General features: G+C 51.3%; 13 protein-coding genes and 1 tRNA gene. 4 read left to right on the top strand and 10 right to left on the bottom strand.

Annotated elements, in window-relative coordinates:
* The first annotated feature begins 28 nt into the window (after nucleotides 1-28).
* Nucleotides 29-994 carry a L,D-transpeptidase family protein gene (locus FDX09_RS09975; RefSeq protein ID WP_137347138.1) on the top strand — a complete coding sequence of 322 codons (966 nt, stop codon included), beginning with the start codon at nucleotides 29-31 and terminating at the stop codon, nucleotides 992-994.
* Between the two features lie 86 nt (nucleotides 995-1,080).
* On the opposite strand, the gene bhsA is transcribed toward FDX09_RS09975, so the two are convergent.
* Entirely contained in the window at nucleotides 1,081-1,338 is a 258-nt protein-coding gene (bhsA, locus tag FDX09_RS09970) for a multiple stress resistance protein BhsA (protein WP_137347137.1), read from the bottom strand.
* A 243-nt stretch (nucleotides 1,339-1,581) separates the two neighbouring features.
* Between bhsA and comR the strand changes: the two genes are divergently transcribed.
* Both comR and FDX09_RS09960 read left to right on the top strand, forming a co-directional pair.
* Nucleotides 1,582-2,217, top strand: a complete 636-nt coding sequence (gene comR, locus FDX09_RS09965) for a TetR family copper-responsive transcriptional repressor ComR (RefSeq protein WP_038639835.1) — start codon at nucleotides 1,582-1,584, stop codon at nucleotides 2,215-2,217.
* A gap of 247 nt (nucleotides 2,218-2,464) precedes the next feature.
* Nucleotides 2,465-4,645, top strand: a complete 2,181-nt coding sequence (locus FDX09_RS09960; RefSeq protein ID WP_038639832.1) for a TonB-dependent siderophore receptor — start codon at nucleotides 2,465-2,467, stop codon at nucleotides 4,643-4,645.
* Between the two features lie 57 nt (nucleotides 4,646-4,702).
* Here the strand turns inward: FDX09_RS09960 and FDX09_RS09955 are convergent, their stop codons facing one another.
* The 9 genes from FDX09_RS09955 to FDX09_RS09915 form a co-directional block, all read right to left on the bottom strand.
* Nucleotides 4,703-5,242: a glycine zipper 2TM domain-containing protein gene (locus tag FDX09_RS09955; protein ID WP_003030814.1), complete on the bottom strand. Its 540-nt coding sequence runs from the start codon at nucleotides 5,240-5,242 to the stop codon at nucleotides 4,703-4,705.
* A 168-nt stretch (nucleotides 5,243-5,410) separates the two neighbouring features.
* A complete protein-coding gene (gene ndh / locus FDX09_RS09950) occupies nucleotides 5,411-6,715 on the bottom strand; it encodes an NADH-quinone dehydrogenase (protein ID WP_038639829.1) in 1,305 nt (434 codons plus the stop codon).
* A 235-nt stretch (nucleotides 6,716-6,950) separates the two neighbouring features.
* Nucleotides 6,951-7,493 carry an alpha/beta hydrolase YcfP gene (gene ycfP / locus FDX09_RS09945; protein ID WP_003030817.1) on the bottom strand — a complete coding sequence of 181 codons (543 nt, stop codon included), beginning with the start codon at nucleotides 7,491-7,493 and terminating at the stop codon, nucleotides 6,951-6,953.
* Nucleotides 7,494-7,514: 21 nt separating this feature from the next.
* The gene (nagZ, locus tag FDX09_RS09940) at nucleotides 7,515-8,540 is read right to left on the bottom strand and encodes a beta-N-acetylhexosaminidase (RefSeq protein WP_069323339.1); all 1,026 of its coding nucleotides are present in this window, start codon (nucleotides 8,538-8,540) and stop codon (nucleotides 7,515-7,517) included.
* 10 nt (nucleotides 8,541-8,550) lie between these two features.
* Nucleotides 8,551-9,375 (bottom strand): thiamine kinase, encoded by an 825-nt coding sequence (gene thiK / locus FDX09_RS09935; RefSeq protein ID WP_038639820.1) that lies wholly within the window; start codon nucleotides 9,373-9,375, stop codon nucleotides 8,551-8,553.
* A complete protein-coding gene (gene lpoB / locus FDX09_RS09930; RefSeq protein ID WP_042309113.1) occupies nucleotides 9,356-9,997 on the bottom strand; it encodes a penicillin-binding protein activator LpoB in 642 nt (213 codons plus the stop codon). The genes thiK and lpoB overlap by 20 nt, the downstream gene beginning before the upstream one ends.
* 13 nt (nucleotides 9,998-10,010) lie before the next feature.
* Nucleotides 10,011-10,385 (bottom strand): YcfL family protein, encoded by a 375-nt coding sequence (locus FDX09_RS09925; RefSeq protein WP_038639814.1) that lies wholly within the window; start codon nucleotides 10,383-10,385, stop codon nucleotides 10,011-10,013.
* Between the two features lie 2 nt (nucleotides 10,386-10,387).
* The gene (gene hinT, locus FDX09_RS09920) at nucleotides 10,388-10,747 is read right to left on the bottom strand and encodes a purine nucleoside phosphoramidase (protein WP_003030826.1); all 360 of its coding nucleotides are present in this window, start codon (nucleotides 10,745-10,747) and stop codon (nucleotides 10,388-10,390) included.
* Between the two features lie 436 nt (nucleotides 10,748-11,183).
* Nucleotides 11,184-11,259 (bottom strand) — tRNA-Asn (locus FDX09_RS09915).
* A gap of 160 nt (nucleotides 11,260-11,419) precedes the next feature.
* Here FDX09_RS09915 and FDX09_RS09910 point away from each other — a divergent pair.
* Complete coding sequence (locus FDX09_RS09910) at nucleotides 11,420-12,907, top strand: EmmdR/YeeO family multidrug/toxin efflux MATE transporter (protein WP_121528886.1); 1,488 nt, start codon at nucleotides 11,420-11,422, stop codon at nucleotides 12,905-12,907.
* Nucleotides 12,908-13,007: the final 100 nt, after the last annotated feature.

The raw sequence follows: 13,007 nt of genomic DNA, 5'->3' as shown, positions 1-13,007 counted from the left end.
ACCACGTAAAAACAATGGATTTATGGTGATGTTAAACAATAAACGACTCTCTCGCTGGTTAGCGTTTTTTACGCTTGCAGCGACCTTCGCGTTAGCATTTCCGGCTCAGGCAAACACCTGGCCGCTGCCGCCGCCGGGAAGCCGTCTGGTGGGACAGAATGCCGTTCACGTTGTCGAAGACAATGGCGGTTCTCTCGAAGCTATTGCGAAAAAATACAACGTTGGCTTTTTAGCGCTGCTGCAGGCCAACCCCGGCGTTGATCCTTTCGTGCCTCGTCCTGGCAGCGTTTTGACTATCCCATTGCAAACCCTGTTACCGGATGCGCCGCGCGAAGGTATTGTCATCAACCTCGCCGAACTGCGTCTTTATTATTACCAGCCGGGGACAAATTCGGTGACCGTATATCCTATTGGCATTGGCCAGTTAGGTGGTGATACGCTGACGCCCACCATGGTAACCACCATTTCCGATAAACGCGCTAATCCCACCTGGACGCCTACGGCAAATATCCGCGCGCGCTATAAAGCAAACGGCATCGATCTTCCTGCCGTTGTCCCTGCCGGGCCAGATAACCCGATGGGCCATCACGCAATTCGCTTAGCCGCATACGGCGGTGTTTATCTGCTGCACGGCACCAATGCTGACTTTGGTATCGGTATGCGTGTCAGTTCCGGTTGTATTCGTCTGCGCGACGGTGATATTGAAACCCTGTTCCGTCAAGTGAAGCCAGGAACCAAAGTCAATATCATTAACACGCCGATCAAAGCCTCAGTCGAACCTAACGGCATGCGGCTGGTGGAAGTGCCCCAGCCGCTGTCAGAAAAGATCAATGATGACCCGCAACTGCTGCCGATCGTGTTGAACGCCGCAATGCAAACCTTTAAGAATGCGGCGCAAACGGACCCTGCCGTCATGGAACATGCGATGGAGATTCGCTCAGGCATGCCGGTCGATGTCACCCGTCATCACGACGTGGCTCAACAACCGATGTAAACATTACCCATAAAAAAACCCCCGCTGGATTTTATTCCGCGGGGGTTTTTTATTTAACTCGCAGTGGCATTACGATGGGTTAAATCTTATTTGTAGATAACGGCAGTCCCGTGAAGGGTGTTAGGACCGGTAACGGATGTAATACGGAAAGACTTCGCGCCCATCTCATCCGCTTTCTGCGCCAGTTGATCTTCCAGAGAACCTAAGTTCGTCCCCGCATTTGCAGAGATAGTACCAACTTTCTGTTGACCTGCAGGCGTGCCCTGAACTTCAACAGCGGCGAAGCTGGCAAATGACAGTGAGCTAAGAACAGCAGCAACAAACAGAGTTTTTACGTTTTTCATAATAGTGACCTTTTGCAGATGAATGGGTGTCGTAATGATTAACTTAACGATCGATAGTTAAATCATAGATGTGATCCAGGTCACACGTCAACATTTTTTTATAATGATCGTTATATAAAAGATAAAGACCTTATTTTTCATGCTAATAGCTATAAATTATTTTTATCGCTAATCCGCTGGAGTGTGGCGGGGAATATTTTTATAATGATTATTCAATAAAGCCAACAAAGGTACATCGGCGCCATGACAACTGAAACGACAGGTTGTGCAAAAAAAAGCCGTGGCCGACCAAAAGTGTTCGACAGGGAAGCCGCGCTTGATAAGGCCATGACACTCTTCTGGCAGCACGGATATGAAGCGACATCGCTCGCCGATCTCGTGGAAGCAACGGGTGCGAAAGCGCCCACGCTGTATGCGGAGTTTACCAACAAGGAAGGGTTGTTTCGTGCCGTGCTGGACCGCTATATAACTCGCTTCGCGGCGAAACACGAAGCTCAGCTGTTTTGCGAAGAAAAAAGCCTTCAGTCAGCACTGGAAGACTATTTCACCGCCATAGCGACCTGCTTTACCAGTAAAGATACTCCGGCAGGATGTTTTATGATTAATACGTCCGCGACGCTGGCGGCCTCTTCCCGCGAGATCGCCCACACGGTGAAATCACGCCATGCGATGCAGGAACAGACGCTTACCCAGTTCCTTCGTCAGCGCCAGCAGCGTGACGAAATTCCGGCCCACTGCGACGTGCAAAAGCTGGCCGAATATCTGAACTGCATTTTACAGGGTATGTCGATTAGCGCCCGCGAAGGCGCATCATTTGAGAAACTGATGCAGATCGCACACACCACCCTACGGCTGTGGCCCGAACTCATCAAAGCTTAACCCTCTCCTCTCTCTTCCACGAACAGATGACACCGCCGGGGGCTAAAAGCCCTCGGTTTTTTGTACCAATAACCCTTCATTCCTTATTGTTTTCATCGCATTAGCAGATCTTTTTTAAAAAATGTATTGATAACGACAATTATTATCAGCAATATTCGCATTTGTTTTAACACCTGTTTCCCAATGTAACTATCGGTTTCTCTACCGCAATAACAAAAACAGACCGACTTTTTTAAAAGGAATACAAATGCATAAGCGTCTCTGGGTGCTCAATCCGCTCTTATTATCCTTAACCCTACCGGCTATCGCAGCGGAGGAAGAGAATCTCATCGTCAGCGCTAACCGCAGCCAACGCACCGTGGCAGAAATGGCGCAAACGACCTGGGTTATTGAAGGAAGCGAAATTGAACAGCAAGTTCAGGGTGGTAAAGAGTTCAAGGATGTTCTTGCTCAGTTAATCCCCGGAATTGATGTCAGCAGTCAGGGACGAACCAATTACGGCATGAACATGCGCGGTCGCGCCATCGTAGTATTGATAGACGGTGTCCGTCTGAATTCCTCCCGTACCGACAGCCGTCAACTTGACTCCATTGACCCGTTTAACATTGCTCATATTGAAGTCATCTCAGGCGCAACATCCTTGTATGGCGGAGGAAGTACCGGCGGTTTGATCAACATCGTCACCAAAAAAGGTCAGCCTGAGCGTGAAGTCGAACTCGAACTGGGCAGTAAAAGCGGGTTTAATAACAGTAACGATCATGACGAACGCGTCGCCGCCGCGGTGAGTGGAGGAACCGATCGTGCATCCGGTCGTATGTCCGTCGCGTATCAACGGTTTGGCGGTTGGTATGACGGCAACCACGATGCTCTGCTGCTGGATAACACCCAAACCGGCCTGCAGCATTCCGATCGTCTGGACGTGATGGGCACCGGGACGATTGAGCTGGATGATAACCGTCAATTACAACTGGTTACCCAGTACTACAAGAGCCAGGGGGATGAAGATTACGGGCTGGATCTCGGCGAGAACATGTCCGCCGTGACCGGAAACGGTAAAGCTTATACCAGCAGCGGACTGAACTCCGATCGTATTCCCGGCACCGAGCGTCATCTGATCAGTCTGCAATATTCCGATGCAGACTTCTTTGGTCAGAACCTGGTCAGTCAAATCTATTACCGCGACGAATCGCTAAAATTCTACCCCTTCCCTACGCTGAGCAAAGGCAAGGTCACCAGTTTCTCCGCCTCACAGCAGGATACCGACCAGTTCGGTGCCAAAATTACCCTCAACAGCCAGGTGATGGATGACTGGGAACTGACGTGGGGTATCGATGCGGATCATGAAACCTTCGATTCCAATCAGAAATTCTTCGATCTGGCTTACTCTCTGCCCTCCGGTGGCATGGACAACCGTACCGCTTATACTACCGGGCGTTATCCTGGTTACAGCATCACCAACTTCGCGCCTTTCCTGCAAAACAGCTATGACATAAACGATATCTTCACTCTCAGTGGCGGCGTACGCTATCAATGGACCGAAAACAGGGTTGATGATTTCGTTGGCTATGCCCAACAGCAGGGAATCGCGACGGGCCTTGCAAACTCCGCCGATACCATTCCGGGCGGCAAAACCGATTACGATAACTTCCTGTTTAACGCCGGGATCCTCGCCCACCTGACTGAGCGCCAGCAAACCTGGTTTAACTTCTCTCAAGGCGTTGAGCTTCCGGATCCGGGGAAATATTACGGTAACGGCACCTATTCTCTGGTTGGCGATCATTATCAACTTCTGCGCAGCGTCAACGTGGCGGATTCTCGCCTGGAAGGGATTAAAGTTAACTCGTACGAGCTGGGATGGCGTTACACGGGCGATAACCTGCGCACGCAACTGGCTGCTTATTACTCCACTTCGGATAAATCGATCGTTATCAACCGCAGTGATATGACCATAAACGTACAGCCCGACGATCGTCGGATTTATGGTCTGGAAGGTGCGGTAGATTATTTCATCGCCGATACTGACTGGAGTCTGGGCGGCAACTTCAACGTCATTAAATCCGAAGTGAAACAAAACGGTAAATGGCAGAAATGGGATGTCACTCTGGCTTCACCATCTAAAGCAACCGCATGGGTCGGCTGGGCGCCTGAACCGTGGTCGCTGCGTGTACAGAGCCAGCAAACATTTGATCTGAGTGACGCCAGCGGCAATAAGCTGGACGGCTATAACACCATGGACTTTATCGGCAGCTACCAGCTCCCGTTAGGTAAGCTGACCTTCAGCGTGGAAAACCTGCTGAATGAAGAGTACACCACGCTATGGGGACAGCGTGCGCCACTGCTGTACAGCCCAACTTATGGCAGCCCGTCACTGTATGAATACAAGGGCCGGGGTCGTACCTTTGGTCTGAACTACGCCTTAACCTTCTGATAAAAAAAGCCCCCCAGCCTGAGCGAATGGGGGGCTAATGTTCAGGATAATGCTATTTTACGCTTTGTTATTCAGTACCAACTGTCCGTTGTTATCCAACGGAATTTGCGCGCCGGGGTCCTTATCCATACGAATTTTCCCCTGCTGATCGCCAATTTTGTACGTCACGTCGTAGCCCAGCATTTTTTCTGATTTGTCATACACCGTTTTACAGCGCTGCTGCGTGGTGGTGTACGTATCGTTTTCTTGCATCGAACCCTGGATCTGGTTACCGGCATAGCCGCCGCCTAATGCACCGGCCACGGTGGCAATATCTTTACCGCGTCCGCCACCAAACTGATGGCCGATAACACCGCCAGCTACGGCACCCAGCACAGAACCCGCGATACGGTTTTCATCTTGCACCGGCTTGCGGTGCGTGACCGTCACGTTCCGACACTCCTGACGTGGCGTTTTTACCGATTCTTTAATCGGTGTTGCAGAGACAACTTGTGCATACTGTGGGCCACGCTCGAAAACGTTAAGACTGGCCACCGCTGCAACACCCAGCGCAGCAGCTACGCCAATCCCTATACCCGCCAACATTGATTTATTCACGGGACTTCCTCCTTTTTTGCTATTAGCAACAACTTTGCAACAGAAGGTAAGGAATGCCAATCAGATTACGGATGAAAATAGCGGAAGGCAGGGATAAAGCGAGATGATTCAGAGAACTCTGAAGGAAGGCGTCGGATGCGTGAAATTGTCCGACGCCTGAGGTCAATATTAATGCAGTTTCAGACGCGGACGAATCACCCGGTTAATACTGCCGACCAGCATCATCAGGCCGGTTTTGAAGTAACCATGCAGCGCAATCTGATGCATACGATACAGTGAGATGTAGACAAAGCGCGCAATACGGCCTTCTACCATCATTGAACCGCGCGTGAGGTTGCCCATCAGGCTACCGACGGTAGAGAAGTTAGAAAGCGAGACCAGAGAACCGTGATCTTTGTACTGATACGCTTTCAACGGCTTGCCGTTCATCTGCGCCAGGATATTGTTCATCGCGCAGGTCGCCATCTGGTGCGCAGCCTGAGCGCGCGGCGGCACAAATCCACCTTCCGGACGCGCGCAGGAAGCGCAGTCGCCAATCGCATACACGTCAGGATCGCGTGTGCTTTGCAGCGTCGGCTCAACCACCAGTTGGTTAATCCGGTTCGTTTCCAGACCGCCAATATCCTTCATAAAGTCTGGCGCTTTGATCCCTGCGGCCCACACCATCAGGTCAGCCTCAATGTATTCGCCATCTTTGGTATGCAACCCGCCTTCGTCAGCGCTGGTAACCATCGTCTGCGTCAGTACGCGTACGCCCAGTTTAGTTAATTCATTGTGCGCGGCGCTGGAAATCCGCGGCGGCAATGCCGGCAGGATACGCTCACCGGCTTCAACCAACGTAACGTTCAGCGCGTCATTGGTCAGTCCTTTATAGCCATAACTGTGCAGCTGTTTAACCGCATTGTGCAGTTCCGCGGAGAGTTCAACCCCCGTCGCGCCGCCGCCGACAATGGCAATATTCACTTTACCGTTAACGCCCAGATTCGCGGAATACTTGAGGAACAGATTCAGCATCTCCTGGTGGAAACGACGCGCCTGATGCGGGTTATCAAGGAAAATACAGTTCTCTTTGACGCCCGGCGTGTTGAAATCGTTGGACGTACTGCCCAGCGCCATCACCAGCGTGTCATACGGCACTTTACGCTCAGGAACCAGCAGATCGCCCTTCTCATCGCGCAGCTCAGCGATAGTAATGGTCTTCGCTTCGCGATCGATATCAACCACCGAGCCCAACTGGAACTGGAAGCCATGGTTACGGGCATGCGCCAGATAGCTCAGCGCATCAACACCTTCATCCAGAGAACCGGTCGCCACTTCATGCAGTAACGGTTTCCATAAATGGCTGTGGTTTCTGTCCACCAGCGTAATTTTGGCCTTTTTCTTACGCCCCAGCTTTTTACCTAGCTGCGTCGCCATTTCCAGTCCGCCAGCACCGCCGCCGACAATCACGATCCTTTTCAATGGTGTAGTCAACGTGACCCCCTCAAATTTATTAACCAATTGTTAATTAAAAGTTATTGGCATAGCCTTTAATTAACAACAAGTTACGATAATGAAAATGTCCTTCGAGAGTGAGAATAACACGAACGGTGCATTGGTCATACCAAAATTGATGTGCATCAAGTTTTGATGCTGAAAAGATAGACAACCCGAAGGTTAAGGACAAAAAAACCAGCCCGAAAGCTGGTTTTTTAGACGCTCATCAGGCTTAACCTAACGTCTTGAACGCCTTAATGCGCTGCAAATGCGGGGAGATATTTTTAAACTTATGCGTCTGCTCTTCGTCCCAGACGATCTCATAAAAGTGATGCAGCTCTTCTGACGAGCGCTGACTGTTCAGTGCTTCATCATGGCGAGAGAGGATCACCAGGCAACGATCGCGGTTCTTTTCACGAAAATTGGTCACGCATTTTGTCGCAATGTCAGCATACTCTTCAGGTCTGTCGATTTTCCCTTCCATATTCTCATATGGGAACAGGTTAGGATTAAATACCACCTGACGAATATCACACAGGAAACCAATGCGTTCTGCCCAATATCCCCCCAGCCCGACGCCACAAATCAGCGGACGGTCGTCCACATTAAGCTGCAACATTTTGTCCACTTCTTTCAGCAGATGCTGCATATCATGTTTAGGATGCCGTGTACTGTAGCTAATCAGCCTGACATCCGGGTCGATAAATTGCAGCTGCAACACCTTCTCGTGGTTGCCCGGACTATTAGAGTCAAAACCGTGTAAATAGATAATCATCGCATCCTCGCCAAACGTGCGTTAATGACCTGCTTTCTCTTCCTGCCAGCGCTCATGAAGCTGGTTGAGCTGGGCGCTTACCGTCTTCCAGCGTGTCGAGTCCATCAGTTCCTGACGTGAAAATGAACCTTTATGATACAAACGTGTAACACGTTCTGCATTGATCGGCGACAGATTATCTAACACACTGACCGCTCCCTTACGATTATTGCAGACCAGGATCATATCGCAACCAGCATCCAGCGATGCCTGCCCACGCTCGGCGTAGCTTCCCATAATCGCCGCACCCTCCATCGACAGATCGTCAGAGAAAATAACGCCGTCGAAGCCAAGCTCCTGACGCAGTACCGTCTTCAACCAGTGAGGCGAACCACTCGCCGGACGCGGATCAACATCGCTGTAGATAACGTGCGCAGGCATAATGGCATCGAGTTTGTTTTCCGTAATTAACGTCCGGAACACGGACATATCCTTCGCACGAATCTCAGCTTCTGAACGTGGATCGGTTGGCGTTTCTTTGTGCGAATCCGCCGTCACAGCTCCATGCCCGGGGAAGTGTTTACCGGTGGTCTTCATGCCAGCGGCATGCATACCGTCAATGAAGCGGGTCGCCATCGCCAACGCTTTCAGCGGATCGGCATGGTAAGAGCGCTCGCCGATCGCTGCGCTGATATGTCCCACGTCCAGAACCGGTGCAAAGCTAATATCAATATCCATGGCGATCATTTCGCTGGCCATCAGCCACCCCGCGTCCTGAGCCAGTTTGCCGCCCTCTTCCAGACCGTGTAGCGCGGCAAAGGATTGCGCCGCAGGCAGGCGGGTAAAACCTTCGCGAAAACGCTGCACGCGTCCGCCTTCCTGATCAACCGCCACGACCAAATGATTACGTGACGCGCTACGGATCTGACGCACTAACTCACGCAACTGTTCCGGGTCATGATAATTTCGGGTAAAGAGAATCAACCCACCTACCAGCGGATGCGCCAGAATCTCTCGCTCTTCAGCGTCCAGCTCATACCCTTCGACATCCAACATTACTGGGCCCACACTGCTCTCCTCATCCTTTCATTGTTAGCTGCCGCCAGGTTTCATCGGCCAGCCTGATAAATTGTTGATCGCCGGTTTGTCGCCAGCGATACTCAAACCACCCCGCTTTTAGCATGATTACCCAGGGTCGCCATCGCCTGACCTGTCGCCACAAAACGGTTGGCTCAATGCGTGCTCGTCGGCCATAGGCGCTGACCAGCTGTTGGTGCTGGAGTTCATCACTGACCCACACCGCTGCCAGCTCGAGGGCGATATCGCCGTCTCCGGCATATTCCCAGTCAATCAGCCGCAACCCTGACGGCCCGCGCACGATGTTGTCACCGTGGACATCCATATGCAGCGGCCCCAGCCGCAAAGGTCGGGGCTCGCCGCTTTTTCTTAGCCGCTTCAGCGCTCGTAACCAATGTGGTGTACGACGCGCCGGATCACCGCACTGCCAGTACTGTTCGAGTAACGGCAGCAGACTGATTCGCCAGCCCAGTCGGGGTTGCTGATGCAGATAATACAATAAGTCAGCAAGTTCGTCGGCGTCCGGTAATCTGGATTCTACCTTACCCTGAAAAAAGTCGACTGCCATCCAGCCACGCGTATAAAAACGAGGTCGGGGCGCAAGATTTTCCGGTAGGTGTTTTAAGGCATGATATTGGCGCAGAAAATGCGATTCAGGCGCGTCGGGGTCGTGATGACAGCGCAGCACTAAACGGTGGGTCTGATATTCGATAATGCAGCTCCCGCCGCTCAGGCCGTGGTGGCTGGCTACGACGGGATGATACTGCGGAAAGTAGCGCGACAGCACTTCATCGCGCGTCAGTCTGTTATTGTTGCTGAACGGCACCTTTACCTGACCAGATTATCTCGCCAGTTTGTACCAGCATTAATTGCATTTGCAGTGCCGGCGAATTGACGTTGCCAGATGCGCTGGAGTAGAGCACATACTGCGCACCAACGTTACGGGCAATACCAATCGCTTTGCTGCGCGTTCCAAGGCTATCGTTCGGCGACAGACCTAACTGCTGCTTGGCGACAGCCAGTTGCTGGGCGGAAACCAGGGTAAATTTGCCGTTATTCGCCAGCGCGTTACGTAAGGTTTCAGTCGCTTCGCCAGCGTTCAACGAGCCGTTGGTACGATTATTCACGCTATCAACCAGCAGAACACCACCCGCTTTGACACCATCGGCCTGCAGCATTTTACCTACCATCGGCTGCATTGCGCTGTTCCAGTCGTAGTGACGTTGGCGCGGTGTTGGCTGCGCCGTTTGATCCTCGTGTTCGATCGGACCCGGCTGCTGCGGTATACCTGGCACCGTTGGTACTACTGGTACTGGCTGTTGCGGCTGCGCGGGCTGTTCCGGTACCGGCTTCACTTCCTCTACCGGCGCGGGTTCACGTTGAGCCACACACCCAGAAAGAAACATCGCCAGCGCGGCAAGCAATGCGTAGCGATTCATTTTGATCATCAAGATTCACCCCTTACAAATATAGATAAAGTCTAACCTTGTGCGCCCCCAGATAATTGGCGCTGCCGTACAGTGTGACCGACGAATGAGCCGGGATAGTCACGCTGCGTGGCGCTTCCAGAGGGTGCATCTCCAACCCTCTGGCGTCATACCAGTAAAACCGATAATGCACGGTGACGGATTCTTGTCTTTCGTTATAGAGTCGCGAGGATGCTGAGGCCTGAATATCAGATGTTGTTAACACGGGCTGTTCTGCGGTTATGCCCGCCGCCAGAATCGTTGATTCCATCACCAGAGACTGTTCATCACTGACCGGAATTTCGGGGTGTGAGCGACAGCCTGCCAGCAACAGCAAGCCCAGTGAAAGTGCAATGCATCCTCTGGTCATGCTTAAAGACCTTTATGTGCGAGCATTGGACCAAGCGCACGTCCACCCAACAGGTGCATATGAATGTGATACACCTCCTGGCCGCCGTGACGATTGGTATTCATGATTAAACGGTATCCATCCGCAGCAATACCTTCCTGCTCCGCGATTTTCGCCGCAACAGTAATCATTCGGCCCAGCGCCTGCTCATGTTCTGCCGTCACATCGTTGACGGTGGGGATCAGGATATTAGGGATGATCAGAATATGCGTAGGTGCCTGAGGGGAAATATCACGAAACGCTGTGACCAGTTCATCCTGGTACACGATATCCGATGGAATTTCACGACGGATAATTTTGCTGAATATAGTTTCTTCTGCCACGACGTTTTCCTTTTTCATTAACAGCCCAAGCGTTATGCCATGCTACGCCGGGTAACACTGCGAGTATAGAGTATGAGCGAGTTACTCACGCTCTTTCAACTTTAACCCTCGATTTTTTAAGCAAAAACCCTGGTCAGCGCCGCTCTTATAACCATTTCCCTATGCTATCGCTTAAGCATAGTACTGAAACGATGCTTCATTTGTGCCGTATCATCTGTATGCGTATGGAATGTTAGTGGTTATAGAGAATCTCAATGATTCTCCCATAGAGAGGGATTACGTGGAGCAATCAACTGGCGTGCTAATCGCCGGTACTCAGTGTGGAAAAACAACACTGTATAACTCAACTCAAAAAGCAGCTCGCCAGGTAACTGCGCCTGGCAGCCAAACAAAGGCAAAAAAGCCCGCTTAGTTTCCTAAGCAGGCTTTTTAAATTTGGCTCCTCTGACTGGACTCGAACCAGTGACATACGGATTAACAGTCCGCCGTTCTACCGACTGAACTACAGAGGAATCGTTGTGGAGGCTAATCTTAGCGGCGAAATTTTTTTTGTCAAACCCCATTTTCCTGAATAACGCTCAATTGATGCTTCTCTCGACAGTTTGTTGCATTTGCAGACATTTTAAATGGAAAAAACTTTGCAGCTTTTTGGATTCTCCCTCATCATTTGAAATGAGGTTTCAACTTTCTTCTTTAAGGTCCACTTTGAACGTCTCCGCTGCCTTACGTCAGGTCGCTTCCCGCACGCCCTGGTATGCCAAACGCAAGAGTTATAAAGTTCTCTTTTGGCGCGAAATCACTCCGCTGGCGGTCCCTATTTTTCTGGAAAACACCTGTGTGCTGTTAATGGGTGTCCTGAGTACCTTCCTGGTGAGCTGGTTGGGAAAAGAAGCGATGGCAGGTGTCGGTCTCGCCGACAGTTTCAATATGGTTATCATGGCTTTTTTCGCCGCCATCGATCTGGGTACCACGGTGGTAGTCGCCTTTAGCCTGGGAAAACGAGATCGGCGCAGGGCCAGAGCTGCTGCCAGACAATCGCTGGTGATCATGACGATTTTTGCAACCGTGCTGGCTGCAGTCATTCACTATTTTGGTCAACAGATTATTGACGTTGTCGCAGGTGAAGCAACGCCAGACGTTAAGGCTTTGGCACTTACCTATCTGGAGCTAACTGTGCTCAGCTACCCGGCGGCAGCTATTGCGTTAATCGGTAGTGGTGCCCTACGCGGTGCGGGCAATACCAAAATACCGCTGTTGATTAATGGCGGCATGAATATTCTGAATATCGTCATCAGCAGTATCCTGATCTACGGGATTTTTTCCTGGCAAGGACTGGGATTCGTGGGGGCCGGCCTCGGACTAACCATTTCACGCTACATAGGTGCGATCGCTATTATTTGGGTACTGATGATTGGTTTTAATCCGGCGTTACGTATCACTTTCAAAAGTTATTTTAAGCCACTCAACCTCGCCATTATCTGGGAGGTGATGGGGATCGGTATTCCAGCCAGCATCGAGTCAGTGCTGTTTAATGGCGGTAAACTGTTAACGCAGATGTTTGTCTCAGGAATGGGCACCAGCGTAATTGCCGGAAACTTCATTGCATTTTCTATCGCCGCGCTCATCAACCTACCGGGAAATGCTTTAGGCTCTGCGTCGACAATCATCACCGGCAGGCGTTTGGGTAACGGCCAGATTGCCCAAGCCGAAATCCAGTTACGTCATGTATTCTGGCTGTCGACCATCGGTTTAACTGCCATTGCCTGGCTAACCGCCCCTTTTGCTGGCGTAATGGCCTCGTTTTATACCCAGGATCAGGACGTAAAAGAGGTCATAGTCATTCTGATTTGGCTCAATGCGGCATTTATGCCGATATGGGCAGCCTCCTGGGTATTACCTGCTGGGTTTAAAGGCGCACGCGATGCCCGTTTCGCAATGTGGGTATCTATGCTGGGCATGTGGGGCTGTCGCGTTGTGGTAGGTTACACCCTGGGGATCGTTTTAGGATGGGGCGTAGTCGGCGTCTGGTTAGGGATGTTCTTCGACTGGGCCGTACGCGCCGCATTATTTTACTGGCGTATGGTGACCGGCCGCTGGCTATGGAAATACCCGCGGCCCGAACAGGAAAAGTGCATAAAACAACCTGTTGCGCCTGAATAATCGGCGAAATGGGGAATATTTCGGCAAACGATTGAATTTATCGATTCAGGCTTTGACATCGCTGAGTGGTGTCGCTAATATGCGCCTCGTTCACACGATT

Origin of the sequence: Citrobacter sp. wls717 (genome assembly GCF_005280955.1) — a bacterium.
GTDB classification, from domain to species: domain Bacteria; phylum Pseudomonadota; class Gammaproteobacteria; order Enterobacterales; family Enterobacteriaceae; genus Citrobacter; species Citrobacter werkmanii.
This window is presented reverse-complemented; position numbering and strand designations above follow the sequence as displayed.

Excerpts from the sequence above, each read along its gene's own strand:
- FDX09_RS09975 (WP_137347138.1), top strand. The coding sequence starts at position 29 with ATGTTAAACAATAAACGACTCTCTCGCTGGTTAGCGTTTTTTACGCTT.
- bhsA (WP_137347137.1), bottom strand. The coding sequence starts at position 1,338 with ATGAAAAACGTAAAAACTCTGTTTGTTGCTGCTGTTCTTAGCTCACTG.
- comR (WP_038639835.1), top strand. The coding sequence starts at position 1,582 with ATGACAACTGAAACGACAGGTTGTGCAAAAAAAAGCCGTGGCCGACCA.
- FDX09_RS09960 (WP_038639832.1), top strand. The coding sequence starts at position 2,465 with ATGCATAAGCGTCTCTGGGTGCTCAATCCGCTCTTATTATCCTTAACC.
- ycfP (WP_003030817.1), bottom strand. The coding sequence starts at position 7,493 with ATGATTATCTATTTACACGGTTTTGACTCTAATAGTCCGGGCAACCAC.
- lpoB (WP_042309113.1), bottom strand. The coding sequence starts at position 9,997 with ATGATCAAAATGAATCGCTACGCATTGCTTGCCGCGCTGGCGATGTTT.
- FDX09_RS09925 (WP_038639814.1), bottom strand. The coding sequence starts at position 10,385 with ATGACCAGAGGATGCATTGCACTTTCACTGGGCTTGCTGTTGCTGGCA.
- FDX09_RS09910 (WP_121528886.1), top strand. The coding sequence starts at position 11,420 with ATGAGGTTTCAACTTTCTTCTTTAAGGTCCACTTTGAACGTCTCCGCT.